The sequence below is a fragment of the Limnoglobus sp. genome (assembly GCF_059499385.1).
Genome location: NZ_JCABYM010000039.1, coordinates 80,760 through 97,889, shown reverse-complemented (window position 1 = coordinate 97,889; position 17,130 = coordinate 80,760). Strand labels below are relative to the sequence as shown.

At 69.4% G+C, this 17,130-nt stretch carries 9 protein-coding genes; 4 read left to right on the top strand and 5 right to left on the bottom strand.

The genetic code is table 11. The annotated features are described in order from the left end of the window. Window positions 1-109 precede the first annotated feature (109 nt). Window positions 110-1,390: a DUF1501 domain-containing protein gene (locus AC5JJ2_RS06675; RefSeq protein ID WP_495857191.1), complete on the bottom strand. Its 1,281-nt coding sequence runs from the start codon at window positions 1,388-1,390 to the stop codon at window positions 110-112. Window positions 1,391-1,569: 179 nt separating this feature from the next. Between AC5JJ2_RS06675 and AC5JJ2_RS06670 the strand changes: the two genes are divergently transcribed. From AC5JJ2_RS06670 to AC5JJ2_RS06660, 3 genes are read left to right on the top strand one after another with little or no spacing between them, the layout of a single operon-like run. After that, window positions 1,570-4,800, top strand: a complete 3,231-nt coding sequence (locus AC5JJ2_RS06670) for an efflux RND transporter permease subunit (RefSeq protein ID WP_495857190.1) — start codon at window positions 1,570-1,572, stop codon at window positions 4,798-4,800. A 20-nt stretch (window positions 4,801-4,820) separates the two neighbouring features. Then, window positions 4,821-6,404 carry an efflux RND transporter periplasmic adaptor subunit gene (locus AC5JJ2_RS06665; RefSeq protein WP_495857189.1) on the top strand — a complete coding sequence of 528 codons (1,584 nt, stop codon included), beginning with the start codon at window positions 4,821-4,823 and terminating at the stop codon, window positions 6,402-6,404. Between the two features lie 32 nt (window positions 6,405-6,436). Then, window positions 6,437-7,969: a TolC family protein gene (locus AC5JJ2_RS06660; protein ID WP_495857188.1), complete on the top strand. Its 1,533-nt coding sequence runs from the start codon at window positions 6,437-6,439 to the stop codon at window positions 7,967-7,969. Here the strand turns inward: AC5JJ2_RS06660 and AC5JJ2_RS06655 are convergent. The 4 genes from AC5JJ2_RS06655 to AC5JJ2_RS06640 all read right to left on the bottom strand — a co-directional run bounded on the left by AC5JJ2_RS06655 (window position 7,966) and on the right by AC5JJ2_RS06640 (window position 14,456). Further along, the gene (locus tag AC5JJ2_RS06655; protein ID WP_495857187.1) at window positions 7,966-9,336 is read right to left on the bottom strand and encodes an OprO/OprP family phosphate-selective porin; all 1,371 of its coding nucleotides are present in this window, start codon (window positions 9,334-9,336) and stop codon (window positions 7,966-7,968) included. The genes AC5JJ2_RS06660 and AC5JJ2_RS06655 overlap by 4 nt on opposite strands. A gap of 89 nt (window positions 9,337-9,425) precedes the next feature. Beyond that, window positions 9,426-10,382, bottom strand: coding sequence for a response regulator (locus AC5JJ2_RS06650; RefSeq protein ID WP_495857186.1), 957 nt, complete (start codon window positions 10,380-10,382; stop codon window positions 9,426-9,428). Window positions 10,383-10,404: 22 nt separating this feature from the next. Continuing rightward, the gene (locus tag AC5JJ2_RS06645) at window positions 10,405-13,848 is read right to left on the bottom strand and encodes a PAS domain S-box protein (RefSeq protein WP_495857185.1); all 3,444 of its coding nucleotides are present in this window, start codon (window positions 13,846-13,848) and stop codon (window positions 10,405-10,407) included. After that, window positions 13,845-14,456: a thioredoxin domain-containing protein gene (locus AC5JJ2_RS06640; RefSeq protein WP_495857184.1), complete on the bottom strand. Its 612-nt coding sequence runs from the start codon at window positions 14,454-14,456 to the stop codon at window positions 13,845-13,847. The genes AC5JJ2_RS06645 and AC5JJ2_RS06640 overlap by 4 nt, the downstream gene beginning before the upstream one ends. 202 nt (window positions 14,457-14,658) lie before the next feature. On the opposite strand from AC5JJ2_RS06640, the gene AC5JJ2_RS06635 reads away from it, so the two are divergent. Continuing rightward, the gene (locus tag AC5JJ2_RS06635; RefSeq protein WP_495857183.1) at window positions 14,659-17,115 is read left to right on the top strand and encodes a DUF1553 domain-containing protein; all 2,457 of its coding nucleotides are present in this window, start codon (window positions 14,659-14,661) and stop codon (window positions 17,113-17,115) included. The last annotated feature ends 15 nt before the right edge of the window (window positions 17,116-17,130 follow it).

The window sequence follows — 17,130 nt, the reverse complement described above, 5'->3', positions numbered from 1 at the left end:
GTCCTGTGCGTTGGTGTTTTGGTTTTGTAGGTTGGGCGGCGTCTCCGGGCCCCAGCGGCGGTACGACCGCAAGCGGGGTGGGCCGCAAAGCCTCGGCCCACCCTACATTCTAGACGAGTTCCTTCACCGGGTCGCGGTCGTCGAGGACGTAGACCGGCCGGCCGCTGCCGTTCGGGAAGGTTTGCGCCGGGTCGATGCCGATGGCCTGGTAGAGCGTCGCCATGAGCTGCGAGGCGGTGTACGCCCGGTCCTTCGGCCGCTCGCCCTTCGCCGTCGTCGCGCCGACCGCCTGGCCCATCTTCAGCCCGCCGCCGGCCACGAGCGCCGACATCGCCGGCGACCAGTGGTCGCGGCCGGCGTTACCGTTGATCTTCGGCGTCCGCCCGAACTCCCCCCACATGACGGTGACCACGTCGTCCTGCATCCCGCGGTCGTGCAGGTCCTGGATGAGGTTGGAAATCCCCTGGTCCACCTTCGGCAGTTGCCTCTTGAGCGCGGTGAAGTTCTGGCCGTGCGTGTCCCACCCGCCGACGGAAAGCGTGACGAACCCGACGCCGGCCTCGATCAGCCGCCGGGCCGTGAGGAACTGCTCGACCCCCTTGTACCGCTCGCGGGTCGCCTTGTCTTCTTTGTCGAGGTTGAGTGCGGTCCGCACCACGCCGCTCGCGACCATGTCCAGGGCGCGCTCGGTGTAGCCGTCGATCCCCTTCATCGCGCCGCTGGCGTCGATCTCCCGCCGCGTGTCGTCGAAGGAATCGAGAAGCCCCTTTCGGGAATCGAGCCGGTCGGCTGTGACGCCGTTGGCGAGTTTCAGGTTCGCGTTGCCCGGCCCGCTCGGGGTGAACGGCCGGTGCGCCACGCCGAGGAAGCCGGGTTCCGTGCCGCGGGACATGCCGCGGAGCGACACGAACGGGGGCACGGCCCCGCTCGCGTCGCCGCGGACCTTCGACACGACCGCCCCGAACGACGGGTGGCCGGCCGTCATGTTGACCCGCTCCGGGTAGCCGGTCATGACGAGGCTGTCGCTGTGCTCGTCCACGCTCGTCAGCGACCGGACGACGGCCAGCTTGTCCCACATCTTCGCCTGGAGCGGGAAGTGCTCGGAGATTTGCACGCCGGGCACGTTCGTCTGGATCGGGTTGAACTCGCCACGGACTTCCTTCGGCGCGTCCGGCTTCAGGTCGTACATGTCCAGGTGGCTCGGCCCGCCCGGCAGGTAGATGAAGATGGCCGACTTCATCGCCTTCGTGCGGCCGCTCTTGTTGGCGGCTTGCGACCGGTAGGCGTCGGCGAGCGTCAACCCGGCCCCGAACGCGCCGACCTTGAGGAACCCGCGGCGGGACACGCCGTCGCAGAACGGGCCGCTCCGGGAGCCGAGAATGTCGAGCATGGGAACACCGCGAGTTGAGTAGGTGGGAGGTCGATTCAGTTTGTTCTCATTTGTCCGGTCGGTCAAGCGCAAACGCGGTGAGCGGGGCGATCGCATGGGTCGCGGGTCTTTATCTCTTGGATCGTCGTCGCGGTACTGTTAGAAATGAGGGGTCGGTTCCCACCGCAGAAAGGCACGTCATGGGTCTGATCAAGTTGGCGCTCGGCAACGTGTACGGTGTCATCGTCTTCGCCCTGTTCATCGCCATCCTCGGCGGCGTCGCCCTGATCTCGATCCCGGTGGACATCCTCCCGCAGTTCAAGACGCCGGCCGTCCAGGTGCTGACGTACTTCAACGGGATGCCCGCCCGGTCGATCGAGCGGACGATCACCGACCGCGTCGAGCGGTGGGTCAACCAGGCCCCCGGCGTCGCCAACGTCGAGTCCCGGTCCGTCTCCGGCGTTAGCGTCGTCAAGCTCTACTTCCAGGACGACATCGACCCCAGTACCGCGCTGACGCAGACGAACTCGCTGACCGGCGCGGCCATGCCGTACCTGCCGACGAACACCCTCCCGCCGGTGTCCCTGCCGTTCGACCCGACCGGCACGATCCCGCTCGGCGTGCTCACCGTCAGCAACCCGAACATGGCCGAGCAACAGGTCAAGGACCTCGCGCGGGTCGAGGTGCGGAACCGGCTCGGCGGCGTCCGCGGGTGCGTCGCCCCGGTCGTCGTCGGCGGCAAGGACCGCCGCATCATGGTCTACCTCAACCACCAGAAGCTGGAGGCCCGCAACCTCTCGCCGGTGGACGTGGTGAAGGCGCTCGACCAGGGGAACCTGATGATCTCCCCCGGCACGGCGTACATCGGCGACAACCAGATCGCCCTCGACACGAACGCGATGGCCCGCACCGTGGACGACATCAACGAGCTGCCGCTCGTGTTCGAGCCGGACCGCCAGATTTTGCTCCGCGACGTGGCCGAGACGATCGACGACGCCGTCATCCAGAAGTCCCGCGTCCGGGTCAACGGCAAGCAACAGGTGTTCGTCCCGATCTACCGCCAACAGGGGGCGAGCAGCCTCGACGTGGCGGAAGGGGTGAAAAATTCGATCCCGGACATGGAGGTGGAGCTGCCGGAGGGGAGCAAGCTCGACTTCGTTATCGACCAGACGGACTACGTCCGGAAGGCCATCGACAGCCTCGTCCACGAGGGGATCATCGGCGCGATCCTGGTGTCGATCATGATCCTTGTTTTCCTCGGCGACTGGAAGATGACGGTCATCGCCACGCTCGCCCTGCCGCTGTCGATCCTCGGCGCGATCATCGGGCTGAAGGCGACCGGCAACACGATCAACGTGATGACGCTCGGCGGGCTGTTCCTGGCCATCGGGCCGCTCGTGGACAACGCCATCGTCGTGCTGGAGAACATCCACCGGCACATGGGCATGGGCAAGTCCGCGTTCCAGGCGTCGCTCGACGCCACGGCCGAACTCACGCTCCCGGTCGTCGTCGCCACGCTCGCGCTCATCATCGTCCTCTGCCCGGTCGCGCTGACGCCCGGCGTCGGCGGGTTCCTGTTCAAGCCGCTGACGCTGGCCGTCGGGTTCGCCATGATCTTCTCGTTCGCCCTGAGCTGGACGTTCGTGCCCGCCCTCTGCTCGAAGATGCTCCGCGGCCACGGGCAGCACGGCCACGGCCACGCCCACGAGCACCGCGTCGAGCACCACGTCCCGCCGCCCGCCCCCGGCTTCTTCGGCCGCGTCTACCGCCGGATCGACCGGTTCCTCACGGCCGTCACCAACGTCTACAAGGTTCTGCTGGTCTGGGCGCTCGGCCGCCGGTTCCTCGTGCTCGCGCTCATCGTCGGGCTGTTCGCGACCTCCATGTTCCTCATCAAGTTCATCGGCCAGGAGTTCTTCCCGGCCGTGGACGCCGGGCAGATCACGATCCAGGTCCGCGCCCCGTCGAACCTCCGGCTCGACGCGACGGAACGCCGCATCATCGACGTGGAGAAGGTCATCGCCGAGACGGTCCCGCCGCACGAGCTGCAGATGGTCGTGTCCGAGATCGGGCTGAACAACGACTGGTCGGCCGCGTACTCGCAGAACGCCGGGCAGCAGGACACGGTCATCCGGCTGCAACTGACGCCGGAGCGGTCGCTGTCCGCCCAGGAGTACGCGGTCGTGCTGCGGAAGGCGTTCGCCGACAAGCCGGAGTTCGCCGACCTGGAGTTCAGCTTCGATACCGGCGGGATGGTGTCCGCGGCGCTGAACTTCGGCGCGTCCTCGCCCATCGACATCCAGATCACCGGCGGCACGCCGGACCAGAAGTTCGACCTGGCCCGGCAGGTGAAAGCGGCGGTCAACGGCGTGCCCGGCGCGGCCGACGTGCGGGTGCTGCAGCGGAACGACGCCCCGTACCTCGTGTTGGAGGTGAACCGTCAGGAGGCCGCCGCCATCGGGCTGACGGCCCGCGACGTGGTCATGCAGGTCGTCACGGCCATGAACTCCAGCATCGCCCTGACCCGGAACTTCTGGATCGACCCGAAGAGCGGCAACCAGTACTTCATCGCCGTCCAGTATCCCGACGACCCGTCGTTCCGGCTGAGCGACCTGACGAACGTGTTCGCCACCGGCACGAACCAGAAGACGCCGGTGCGGCTCAGTTCCCTCGTCGTCGCCCGCGAATCGACGCAGGCCGTCGAGTTCAACCACGTCGGCCTGAAGCGGGTGGTGGACGTGCTGGTCAGCACCGAGAACCGGGACATCGGTAGCGTCGCCGCCGACATCGAGAAGCGGCTCAAGCCGATCGAAGTCCCGAAGGGGATGCGGATCGAGTTGAAGGGCGAGTACGCCCGGATGACGGAGTCGTTCAACAGCCTCGGCGTCGGCCTCGGGCTGGCGTCCGTGCTCGTCTACCTGCTCATGGTCCCGCTCATGCGGTCGTTCGTCATGCCGACGATCATCATGGCCGCCGTGCCGCTCGGCCTGATCGGCGTGCTGACCATGCTCTGGGCGACCGGGACCACGCTGAACGTGCAGTCCGAGATGGGCGTCATCTTCCTCGTCGGCATCATCGTCTCGCAGGGGGTGCTGCTGCTCGACTTCGCGAACCACCTCCGCAAACAGGGGAAGCCGGTTTACGAGGCCATCGTGGAGGCCGCCGTGACGCGGTTCCGGCCGATCCTGATGACGTTCCTGGCGACGTTCCTGGACCTGTTGCCGATGGCCCTCGGCCTCGGCCGCGGGAGCGAGGCGCTCACCCCGCTGGCCCGCGCCGTCGTCGGCGGGCTGCTCACCAGCACGCCGCTCACGCTGTTCATCGTCCCGATCCTGTTCACGCTGCTGATCCGCGACAGGCGGCACGGCCACGGGCCGCACCACGACCACCACCGCCCGCACCCCCACCACGACCACCCGAATTCTCATTGATTGAAAGCGAGGCCGACCCCATGTCCGAGTCCCCATCGTCCAGCGGCGTGGTCAAGCACCCGCACGGCGTCAGCGGCAAGGGGCGGCGGTGGCTGTCCGTCGGCCTGATGACCGCCCTCGCCCTCGGCGGCGGCGGCGTCGCCGCGGGCGTCCTGACCGGCGCGATCCCGAACCCGTTCGGCCAGGCCCCGAAGGCGTCGGCCGGGACGCCGGCGGCGGAAACCGTCCCGACCGTGAAGACGGTCCGGCCGAAGCGGGAGGCGTCCGTCGCGATGACCGTGGACCAGCTCGCCACCGTCGAGCCGTTCTACCGGGCCGACCTGCGGGCGCGGGCGTCCGGCATCGTCCGCCGCGTCTACCGCGAGATCGGCGACAAGGTGAAGAAGGGCGACCTGCTGCTCGAGATCGACGTGCCCGAAACGGAGCAGGACGTGGCGAGGGCCGAGGCGATGATCCTGCAACGGCAGCAGGAGCTAAAGGTGTCCGAGGCGAAGCTGAAGGACGCGAAGGCGGCGAAGGACGTGTCCGCGGCGACGATCAAGCAGCGGGAGGCGGACGTGGTCGGCGCGGTCGCGACCCGCGACCTGAAGAAGCGGAAGTTCGAGCGGTTCAAGGGGCTGGCCGACACCGGGTCCGTCGTGGGGAGCGTGGTCGAGGAGGAAGAACGGGACTACCTGGCAAGCGAGGCAACCGTCACGTCCACGAAGGCGAACGTCGAGCGGGCCCGTGCCGACTTTGCCGAGTCCGAGTCAAAGGTGGAGGCGGCCGCGGCCGATATTGACCTCAAGAAGGCGCAGATCGAGGTCGCGCGGAAGGACCTCGACCGCGCGAAGGCCGTGGCCGACTACGCGAAGGTCGTCGCCCCGTTCGACGGCGTGATCGTCCGCCGGACGGTAGACCCCGGCTCGTTCGTCCAGAACGCGACGACCGGCGCGAGCGACGCCCTGATCTCGCTGGCGAAGGTGGACGTGGTGACGGTCAGCGCGAAGTTCCCGGACTCCGTCGCCCCGTCGGTCGGGGTGAACACTCCCGCCGTCGTGCAGATCGACGACCTGCCGGGGGTGACGATCGCGGCGGCCGTCAGTCGGTACGCCCCGTCGGTACAGAACGCCGACCGGACGATGCGGGTCGAGGTGGACCTATTCAACGGCGACGAGGAGGACTACCAGCGGCTGGTGCAGACGATGGCCGGCCCGTGGCCGGAGCGGCCGTCGAAGGGGCCGAACGACGGCGTCCCGGTCCGGGCGTTCCCGCCGGACGCGCCGAAGTCTCGTCGCCTCATCCCCGGCATGACGGCCAGCATCAAGCTCACCGTCGGCGGGTTCGGCGAGTCGTTCGTCCTACCGAACACGGCCGTCTACTCCCGCAGTGGGACGAACTACGTCCTGTTCGTGGAGGGGGGGAAGACGAAGCAGGTTCCGGTCCGCGTTCAGTTGAGCGACGGCAAGACCGTCCGCGTGGCGGTCCTGACCAAGCGGCGGGACGCCGACGGAGCGAGCCGCGACGTGCTGGCCGAGCTGACGGGGAACGAGGAAGTCGTCGTCGCCCGGCAACTGGAAGTCGGCGACGCGGCCGCGGTGAAGACCGGCGAGACGAGTTGGTAGGACCGATTCCGCACGGGCAGGGAGGCCCTTGGATGACCACCTGGAAGAAGCGGCTCCTGTTCGTCGGTACGTCGTTGAGCGTCACCGCCGGGTGCGCCACCACCGACCCGGCCATCCCCATCGCCGGCCATCAGCCGGTACTGTCGTTCTCCAAGCCGGCCGCAAAGCCGCCCACACCGGCGGCCGGGAAGCCGGCCGCGGCCGAGATTCAACTCGCGTCCTCACAAGAATCGAAGCCCGCGGAAGCGAGCGGGGCCGTTCGGCCCGCCTACGGACAACTCGAAACGCTCCCCATCGACCTGCCCACCGTCCTCCGCCTCGTGGACGAGAAGAGTCCGGCCGTCGGCGTCGCCCAGGCCCGCGTCCGCGAGGCGCAGGCCCGGCTCGACCTGGCCGAGGTCCAGTGGCTGCCGCACCTGTCCGTCGGGGCGGCGTACACCCGGTTCGACGGCCAGACGCAGAACCAGCGGGGCGAAATCTTCAGCGTCTCGCGGGCGAACCTGTTCGCCGGCGGCGGCCCGGCCCTGGCGCTCGACTTCGCCGAGGCGATCTACCGCCCGCTCGTCGAGCGCCGCGCCACGGCGGCCGAGGCGTTCCGCGCCGAGGCCGTCGCCCAGAGCACGGAACTCGACGCCGCCGTCGCGTACCTCGACCTGGTTCAACTGCACGCGCAACTCGAAATTAACGCGGACACGCTGGCGAAGGCCGAGGCGATGCTGGCCGCGGCCGAGAACGCGCGGGCGGCGAAGCTCGACCGCAGCGCCGGCGACGTGCAGCGGGCACAGTCCGAAGTCCTCCTCCGCCGGACCGAGCGGATCGACCTCGAAGGCCGCGTCGGCGCCGCCAGCGCCCGGCTCGGCCGGCTACTGCTCCTCCAGCCGAACGTCCGGCTCGTCCCCGCCGACGCGGCCGTCGTCCCGGTCCCGCTCATCTCCCCGACGGCCACGCTCGACGAACTGGTCGCGACCGCGATCCAGCACCGGCCGGACCTGGCCGCGAACCGGGAGGCCATCGCCGCCGCGTGGCAGCGGGTCCGCCGGGCGGAGCGGGGGCCGCTGTTCCCGAAGCTGACGGTCGCGAACCAGACCGGCACGTTCGGCGGCGGGCTGAACGACGACCTCCAGCGGTTCGACGCCCGGAACGCGCTGAGCGTGCAACTGTTCTGGGAGGTGCGGAACCTCGGCCTCGGCAACCGGTTCGACGCCGACGAGCGGCGGGCCGTCCTCGACCAGGCGCAGTACCAGTTGCTCGACGTGCAGGCCCGCGCGTCCGCCGAGATTGTGGAGGCGGCGCAGCTGGCGGCCGCGAAGTACGAGTCGTTGGACCTGGCCGAACGAGCCGTGAAGGAGGCAACGGAGCTGTACCGGATCAACAAGGAGGGCACGATGAACGTCGTCGATGCCAAGAACCTGTTCGACGCGCTGCGGCCGTTGCAGGCGATCCAGGTCCTGAACCAGGCGCGGCTCAACTATCTCAACGCGGTCATCGACTTCAACAAGGCCCAAATCCGCCTGTTCACTGCGATGGGCAACCCGCCCAGGCTGGCCGCGAACGGCGGCGCTTAGAAGTTCCACGCCGTCCGGACGCCGAACCCGTGGAGCAGCCCGTCGCCGGGCGTGCCGGTCGATTCGCGGGACGTGAGGACGTAGTTCGCCTGCATCACCGCGTTCCCGGTCAGGAACCAGTTCACCCCGAACACGAACTCGTGCGTGACCCCGCCGACCACGCCCTTGTCGTTCAAGTCCAGGTAGCCGTACCGGGCGGCCAACTGCCACGCCCCGAACCCGCGGCGGTCGCCGGTCCACGACACCGGGTTGTTCGGGACCACCCGCGTGAACGCCATCCGCTCGTGGTCGTAGGCCCGGTGCTCGCCGGTCAGGAAGTAGTGAACCTCCACGTACCCGCCGTGGAAGAACGTCGTGCCGAACTGCTCGCGGTCGGCGTTCGCCGTGCGGCTCAGGAAGGACGTGTAGTACTCCGCCTGGAACGAGAGCGGGCCGAACACGCCGGCGAGTTCCGGCACGAGCCGCGACTCCCGGCCGCCGAACAGGAACCCGGTGTCCGCCAGCAGGTCCGCCAGCGCGCTCGGCGAGCTACGGAGGCCGAACCGGCTGCGGTACCGCTGCTGGCCCTCGTCCAGGTCGCGGTAGCTCCCGCCGATGCCGAGGTGCAGCAACCGCTCGCCGCCGTTCTCGTAGATCGGCAGCACGACCAGCCGGCCGGTCAGGTCGGCCTCGTTCCGCCCGACGTTGAACCCGAAGACGGACCGCGTGCTCTTGAACACGCCGACCGCCCAGTACCCGCGGTCGTCGGCCAGGAAGTTGTTGAACGCCATCGCCCCGAGCGTGAACCCGTTGTTGAAGCTTTCGACGAACGCGTCGAGCGCCGTGGAGCGTTCCAGGAAGTTCAAGAACTTGCTGCTGGTGATGTGCTCGAACGAGATCGGCGGCTTCATGTTCCCGACGCGGACGTTGCCGACGCCCGGCAGTTTCCGGAACGTCAGGTTCACCTCCGTCGGCACGGTCACGAGGCTGTCCCGTTGCGGGTCGGTCTGGGTGATGAACGCATTCGCGAAGTCGAACTCGGCCTTGTAGTCGATGGTCTTGACGAACGTGCCGTCGAACGCGAACCGCGCCCGGCGGATGCTCACGCCGTCGTCGAACTGCGACGGCCCGGTGATGTTCCGCCGTAGGTCCGCGGGGAGGGCCGTGAACACCGTGTCGAACTGGAACCGGCCGCCCGGCTGGAACGTGAACATGCCGTCTTCGGTGTAGAAGAGCGGCCCGTTCTTCCACTTCCCCTTCAGCGCCAGGGCGTCGTCCGGCTTCGGCGTCAGGACGACGACGGGCGGCGGTTCGGCCGGCGTCGCCTCCTGCGCCCACGACGGCGCGGCGAGAACGACGAACGCGAAGGCGAGCCACAGTCTACGCACGGTTCCCGTCCCCCCAACCCGATGCGGGCGAGGGGCATACCTGGGGGGCTGCGAAAAAACTAGTCAGGAATGCGCCGACACCGGGCGGGTTATGCGTCCCGCTTCTTGACGAGCGTGACGCGGTTGCCGGTCGCGTTGTACCGCACGTCGTCCATGAACGCCCGGATGAGCAGGATGCCGCGGCCGCTCGGCCGGTCGAAGAACTCCGGGTCGGTCGGGTCCGGCAGCTTCGAGATGTCGAATCCGTCCCCGTCGTCGGCGATCGCGAACGTCGCCCGGTCCGGCGTCAGCTTGGCCGTCACCCGGACGCGGCGGTCGCGGTACGGCGGTAGCGCCCGGCGGGCGGCCGCCTCGGCGTGGAAGGCGTGCTCGTTGACGGCCTTCAACTCGGAGCTGATGCCGAGGTTGCCGTGGTAGATCGCGTTCAGGAGGGCCTCCTCCAGCGCGATCCCGACCCGCGTGACGGCCGTGGCGTCGCAAATGCCCAGGGCCGTCACCTCCTGTTGCAGGACGGCGACCAGCGCGGACACGACCGACGGGTCGTTGTCGAGGACGTAGTGGCTCGTCCGGCGGCGGAGGGTCTTGAGCAACCGCGTCTGCCCGTCGTCCGTCTGCGAGGCGTTGAGCACCTGCTCGATGGCCGGCGCGAGGTCGGAGGCCATGACCCGCTTCGCCACGTAGCTGGCCGCCCCGGCCCGGAGGGCGGCGACGGCGATCTTCTCGCTCCCCTGGCCGGTCATCAGGATGACCGGCACGTGCGGGTACTGCTCGCGGACGTGCGTGACCAGCGACAGGCCGTCCATCCCCGGCATTTGCAGGTCGGTGACGACGGCGTTCGGCCGGTCCCGGCCGATCACGTCCAGCGCCTCCTGGCCGTTCGCGGCGTAGATGACCCGCCACTGCTTTCGCTTCTCGATCACCCGCCCGGCGACGCGGCGGTCCACCGGCGAGTCATCGACCACCAGGACGGTGGCCGGGGTGGTGTCGTGGGCCGTCCCGGACTCGTCGCGGGTCGTCGGCGTGAGGGTGGGCGCTGCCGTGGTCATGTCGGTCGGTTCTCGATTCGGATCAAGAGATAGCGGTCGGGGTCAGGGTCGCGAGGGCGGCGGACAGCCGGGACACTTCGAGCTCCAGGGCCGCGAACGCCGGCGGGGCGTCCGCGAGCGTGCCGGCCTCGCCGAGTTTTTCGAGTTGCATCGCCAGGGCGGCCACGCCGGTCCCGCCGACGTACCCGGCCGCCCCCTTCAGCCCGTGGGCCGACCGGCGGACGGCGACCGCGTCGCCGGCGGCGAGGGCCGCCCGGATTTCATCGAGCATGTTCGGCGAGTCGGTGCGGAAAATCTCGGCGACTTCGGCGAACAACTCCTCGTCCCCGCCGAGCCGGCCGAGCGCGGCCTGGCGGTCGAAGTCGGCGGCCGGGGCCGGCGGCAGCCCCACGGGGGCGGGCGTCTGGGCCAGCGACACGGCCCGCGCCGCGGACACGTCCGCCGCCCACGCCAGGACGCGGAGCAGCTCGCCCCGCTGCACCGGCTTCGAGACGTAGTCGTCCATCCCCGCGGCCAGGCACCGCTCGCGGTCCCCCTTCATGGCGTGCGCCGTCATGGCCACGATCGGCGTCCGGCGGCCGCTGGCCGCGTCCCGCTCCCGGATCATCCGCGTCGCCTCGAACCCGTCCACCTCCGGCATCTGCACGTCCATGAGGATCACGTCGAACGGCTCCCGGTCGAACGCGACGACCGCCTCGCCGCCGTGGTTGGCGATCGTGACCGTGTGGCCGAACTTCTTGAGCAACAGGTCGGCCACCCGCTGGTTGACGAGGTTGTCCTCGGCGAGCAGCACCTTCAGCGGCCGCGTCCCCGGCTTCGACGCCGGCTTCGGCGGCGGGGCCACGAGCCGGGCCTCGTCCGGCCGCCGGAGCGGGGCGGTGGACAGGATCGTGCGGAGGAGTTCGGACGACTTCACCGGCTTGACGAGGTACGCCGCGATGCCGCTGGCCCGGCTGCGGCCGGCGTCCCCGGCCCGGTCCGCGGACGTGAGCATTATGACGGCTGTGGCCGCGAAGTCCGGGTCGGCGGCGATCTGCTGGGCGACCGTGAACCCGTCCACGTCCGGCATCATCGCGTCGAGCAGGATCAGGGCGAACGGCCGGCCGGCGTCGTGGGCGCGGCGGAGTTCCGCCAGCCCGGCCACGCCGCCGTCCGCGCACGTCGGGCACGCCCCCCACAGCCGGACGGTGTCCGCCAGCACCCGCCGGTTGGTGGCGTTGTCGTCGATGATGAGCACGGCGGCCCCGGCCAGCGAGTCCGGCGGGCGGACGGCCGGCCGCTCGACCGACGTGCGGGCCTCTTCCAGGTCGATCTCGAACAGGAACGTGCTGCCCTGGCCGACCTCGCTCTCGACCCGAACCTGCCCGCCCATAAGGGCGATCAGCCGGGACGAGATCGTCAGCCCGAGGCCGGTCCCGCCGAACCGCCGGGTGGTCGAGCCGTCGGCCTGGGTGAACGGGTCGAAAATTTGTCCGAGCTTCTCGGCCGGGATGCCGATGCCGGTGTCCCGGACGGAGAACAGCAGCCGGTGCTTGTGCCCGCTCGTGCGGACGCGGTCGATGCGGACGATGACCTCGCCGGCGTCGGTGAACTTGATCGCGTTGCCGACGAGGTTGGTGAGCACCTGCCGCAACCGGCCGGAATCCCCCACGAGGCCGTCCGGCACGTCCGGGTGGATGTCGAACGCCAGCTCCAGCCCCTTCATGTGGGCGCGGTAGGCGAGCGTCTTGAGCGTGTCCCCGACGGCGTCCCGGAGGCCGAACGGCAGCGGGTCGAGGTCGAGCTTGCCGGCCTCGATCTTCGAGAAGTCGAGGATGTCGTTGATGATCGTTAGCAGGGCGTCCGCGGACGACTTGACGAGGCCGAGCGAGTCCCGCTGGCTGGCCGTCAGGTCCGTCTCGAGGACCAACTCGGTCATGCCGAGGATGCCGTTCATCGGCGTGCGAATCTCGTGGCTCATGTTCGCCAGGAACTCGCTCTTCGACCGGCTCGCGTCCTCCGCGGCCGCCTTCGCCACCCGGAGGGCGGCCTCCGCGTCCTTCCGGGCGGTGATGTCGTTGGCCACGAACACGAAGTGGATCAGGTGGCCGTTCGCGTCCCACACCGGCTGGCAGTCCACTTCCATCCAGTACGGCGTCCCGTCGGCCGTGAAGTTCTGCAACTCGTGGCAGACGGTCTCGCCGTCGCTCGTCGTCGCCTTCGTGAACCGGGTCGATTCCGTGTCCTCCTGCCACCCGTGCAGCACGTCGCACACCCGCCGGCCGATCACGTCCGCCGGCCGGTAGCCGGAGATGCGGGTGAACCCCTCGTTCACCCACTCGATGAGCTGCGTCGGGCCGGTGATGAACACGGCGTTCGTGGTCCGGCTGGCGACGAGCGCCAGCTTGCGGTTCTGCGCCTCACTCGCCCGGAGGGCGTCCTCGGCCGCCTTGCGGACGGTCACGTCCTGGACCTGCGACACGAAGTGTTGCGGCTCCCCGGTCGCGGTTCGGACGAGGGACACGCTCAAGTTCGCCCAGACGGTGTGCCCGTTCTTGTGCCGGTACCGCTTCTCCATCTGATAGGTCGGAATCTCACCGGCGAGCAACTGGTGGGCGAACACGAGGTCCTCGCCCAGGTCCTCCGGGTGCGTGATGTCCTGGAACCGGCCGCCGAGCAGCTCCGCCTCCGTGTACCCGATGATGTGGCAGAGCGGCTGGTTGACCCGCAGCCACCGGCCGTCCGGGGCGACGAGGGCCATGCCGACGGCCGCGTGGTCGAACGCGCCGCGGAACTGCTCCTGACTGGCGCGGAGTTCCTCCGTGCGCTCCAAGACGCGGCTCTCCAGCGAGAACCACGACATGGCGAGTTCCGCCTGCCGCCGGGCGGACACGGCCGCGTCCCGGTCCCACTGGACGCACGAGTAGATCAGGAACAGGTCGATGAACACGACCCACCCGGCGTGTTCCAGCCACCGCCAGTCGGCCCCGACGGCGGACCCGTACACCGACTCCGGCCAGAAGAAGCCCCGCAGGACGTGGTCCGCGGCCGTCACGGCGGTGGCCGTGAGGAGCACCCGCCAGTCCCGGTAGAACGCGAGGAACGCGAGGGAGCCGAAGACGTGGAAGTGCGTCTCCGTCCGCCCCCCGGTCAGGTGGATGAGCAGCCCGGCCAGGAACATCTGCCCGGCCGCGATGACGTGCCGTGTCCCCGCCCGGCCGGGGCGGAGCAGGGCGAGGCCGACCGGCAGGCTGACGATGGCGAACCCGAGCAGGATCGCCGCCCAGACGTGCGGGTGCGTCCCGCTGGCCGTCCCCGCCCACGCGAGCGGCGACACCCAAAGCGCGAGCAGGATGCACGCCGTCCACTCGAACAGCATCAGCCCGGCGAACAGCCGGTCGGTCCGCTGGTAGATGCGGCCCCGCGTCTCGGTCAGGAGTTCCTCGGTCCGGCGATCCACATCGAACATGGCGGTCGTGGCCTTCATTCCCGGTGACACCCCTCGCCGGCGGTCGGGCAACCGGTCGGCGTGAACAGCGGGCAGCCGAACACCGGCGTCTCCCGCGTCGGCGGTTCCTCCCCCTTCAGCACGGCGAGCACGGCCCGCCGGCCGGCGTTGTCCCCCGCCCGGCCGCGGGCCGTGGTGAGGCCGCCGGCGAACCGAACGGCCCCCCGCGGGTCGTACAGGACGGCGTGCCCCGAAGTCGTGCCGCCGGCCCGGCGCGCTTCCTCGCCGTCCGCGTCGGCCTCGACTTCGACCCCCGGCATCGCCGCCGCACGGTCCCACAGGGGGGAGCGCTCCCACCCCGCGCCCGCCCCCGGCGGGCGAACGAAGTGGACGATAACCCGGCACGTCGGCCCGGCGGCCTGAACCACTTCGGCCAGCTCGGCGAGCGTCGCCGTCGCACACGGGCAGCGGGGGTGGACGTACACCACGAGCGTCCACCGGGACGCGGCATTCGGCCGGTCCGGCGGGCGGGAAAATGCCTCCCCCGGCGTGGCGTCGTACCGCGCCCAAGCCGCGAACCCGGCCGAAACCGCGAGTAGCCAGCAACCGGCGAGTGCTTTAACGGCGTGTGAAGGAGGCGCGTTCATTCCGTCGGGCGGTCCGGTGGGCGGAAAACTTGTCCTCATCATCGAAGCAGGGTGGTAGTCTTTTGCCCGCGTCGGAACGAAGTAAACCGAAGAACTCGGCCGGCGGGTGGCGGCCGCGAATCCCTTCGTTTCTCCGGGGGAATGCCTTATCATGTCCTTTCCCGCCGGTCGCTTGTCGTCGGAATCGTTCGGAGTTGATCGCATGACCCCGCGACGTGTTCTCTCCGTCCTCGCCGCGCTCCTGGTCGCCACCGCCGCCCGCGGCGAAGCGCTGTCGTACAACCGCGACGTGCGGCCGATCCTGTCGGACAACTGCTTCGCCTGCCACGGGCCGGACAAGAACCAGCGGAAGGCCCGCCTCCGGCTCGACGAGCGGGACAGCGCCGTCGCCCGCAAGGCCGTCGTGCCGGGCAAGCCGGCCGAGAGCCTGCTTATCAAACGGGTCAATTCGGCTGATACCGAAGAAGTGATGCCGCCGCCGGACTCGCATAAGAAGCTGACGCCACCGCAGAAGGCCGTTCTCACGAAATGGATCGAGCAGGGGGCGAAGTACGAGCCGCACTGGGCCTTCATTCCGCTTGCGAAGGCAGAGATCGGAGGTCAGAAGTCAGAGGTCAGCCACAGAATTGATCAGCTCATCCACGAGCGTTTACGGAAAGAGAAGCTGACGCCGTCGCAGGAGGCGGACCGCGTCACGCTCATCCGTCGGCTGAGCTTCGACCTGACCGGGCTGCCGCCGGCGTGGGCCGACGTGCAGGCGTTCGTGAACGATCAGTCGCCGCAGGCATACGAGAAGCTCGTGGACAAGCTGCTCGCGTCGCCGCGGTACGGCGAGCGGATGGCCGTGTTCTGGCTCGACCAGGTCCGGTACGCGGACACCATCGGCTACCACAGCGACAACCCGATGCCTGTGTGGCCGTACCGCGACTACGTCATCAAGGCGTTCAACTCCAACATGCCGTTCGACCGGTTCACCACGGAGCAACTCGCCGGCGACCTGCTGCCGAACCCGACGACCGAGCAGAAGATCGCGAGCGGCTACAACCGGCTGCTGCAGACGACGGAGGAGGGCGGGTCGCAGGCGAAGGAGTACGAGGCGAAGTACGCCGCCGACCGGGTGCGGAACGTCGGCAGCGTGTGGCTGGGCGTCACCCTCGGCTGCTGCCAGTGCCACGACCACAAGTACGACCCGTTCTCGGCGAAGGACTTCTACGGCATGGCGGCGTTCTTCGCGGACGTGCAGGAGGCGGCCGTCGGCGGCCGTGGCCCCGGCACCCGTGTCGGCACCCCGGAACAGGACGCGGAGCTTCAAAAGAAGGACGCCGCCGTCGCCGAGGCGAAGAAGAGGCTGAAGGCCGAGGAGGAGAAACTCCTCACGAACCAGGCCGAGTGGGAGAAGGCGGTCAAGGACGTGCCGGCGAACATCCGTGCGATCCTGAAGGCCGAGAAGCGGACGCCGAAGCAGGCGAAGGACCTGACCGCGTACTACCTCGCGAACGTCCCTGAGACGAAGCCGCTGCGGGAGGCAGCAGCGAGACTCGAGGCCGAGCGGAACGCCTACGCCGCGACCGTGCCGCACTGCCTCGTCACGACGGCCGGCCCGCCGCGGACCACCCGCGTGCTGCCACGCGGCAACTGGCTGGACGAGACCGGCGAGGTCGTGCCGCCGGCCACGCCGAAGGTGCTGATCTCGGCCACCCTCTCGGCCCCGCGCGGCACGCGGCTCGATCTGGCGAAGTGGCTGCTCGCCCGCGAGAACCCGCTGACGGCCCGCGTGTTCGTCAACCGCGTCTGGAAGTTGTTTTTCGGCGCGGGCCTCGCCCGCACGCTCGAAGACGTGGGGATGCAGGGCGAAGCCCCGAGCCACCCGGAACTGCTCGACCGCCTCGCGGCCGGGTTCATCGACGGCGGCTGGGACGTGAAGAAACTCGTCAAGCAGATCGTAATGTCGAAGACGTACCGGCAGTCGTCGAAGCCGCGGCCGGAATTCAAGGAAGTCGATCTCGCGAACCGGCTGCTCGCGCGGCAGAATCGGTTCCGGCTCGATGCCGAGTTCGTGCGTGACAACGCGCTGTCAGTCGGCGGGTTGCTCGCGGACAAGCTCGGCGGGCCGAGCGTGAAGCCGTACCAGCCGGCCGGGTACTGGGCAGCGCTCAACTTCCCGCCCCGCGAGTGGCAAAACGACAAGGGGGAGGGGCTGTACCGCCGCGGGCTGTACACGCACTGGCAGCGGAGCTTCTTACACCCGAGCCTGCTCGCTTTTGATGCCCCGTCCCGCGAGGAGTGCGCGATCGAGCGGCCCCGGTCGAACCTGCCGCAGCAGGCGCTGGTGCTACTCAACGACCCGACCTACGTGGAGGCCGCCCGCGCCCTCGGCGAGCGGGCCGTCCGCGACGGCGGCAAGACGCCGGCCGACCGCGTGACGTGGCTCTATCAGCAATCCCTCTCGCGGTCCCCGACGACCGACGAGGCGAAGGTGCTGGCCGACTATTTCGCGAAGCAGCTGGCAGCGTACACCGCAAACGAGGCGGACGCGAAGAAGCTCCTGTCCGTCGGCGACCGGCCGCTGCCGAAGGACGTGGCCGTCCCCGAACTGGCAGCGTGGTCCGCGACCGCCCGCGTGGTACTCAACCTCCACGAATTCATCACCCGGAATTAAGAACGGCCCGCAGAT